We start from the raw sequence: 613 nt of genomic DNA on the forward strand, positions 1-613 counted from the left end.
GCACGGTGCCTGTGTGGTCGAAGATGAGGCAGTGGTCTTTACCGGGCGCAGTGCGCAGGCCACGGCCAAGGCATTGCAGCCAGCGGATTTCTGATTTCGTCGGGCGGGCGTAGATGATGCAGCGGACATCGCTATCAAAACCGGCCACCAGCACGCCGACGTTGATGATGATCTTCGTGATGCCCTGCTCAAACCGGCGGATCGTCATCTGACGGTCTTCGTGTGGTGTCGCCGCCGTCATCACTTCAACGGTCACACCCGCTCTGCTGAATTCAACGGTCACGTAATTTGCGTGGGCCACGTTGACGCAAAAACAGATGGTCGGGCGATCTTCCCCGTTTTCCAGCCAGTTCTTAACGATATCGCCCACCAGCGTCGGGTCGCTCATCACATCTGCAGCCTGCTGTTCTTTGTAGTCGCGGCCATAGCCTGCTTGCTCTGACGTTTCTACTTTGCTCAGGTCAGGATGCGATGGGGCGTAAAATTCGTATTTGCTCAGCGCGCCGATAGCTATCAGCTCTTTCATCGTCGTCGGTTTGATCAGCTTCTGGTAATACGTCCCCAGCCAGGCCGAGAACGGAGTACCGGACAACCCGATCACTTTCACGCCTTT

1 protein-coding gene is annotated in these 613 nt (G+C 56.6%); it reads right to left on the reverse strand.

The genetic code is table 11. The features are described from left to right. Nucleotides 1-613: DEAD/DEAH box helicase (locus AC4PR2_RS29525; RefSeq protein ID WP_492176128.1), on the reverse strand; the 613-nt coding region annotated here is incomplete at both ends.

This window comes from Serratia sp. A07 (assembly GCF_058725505.1).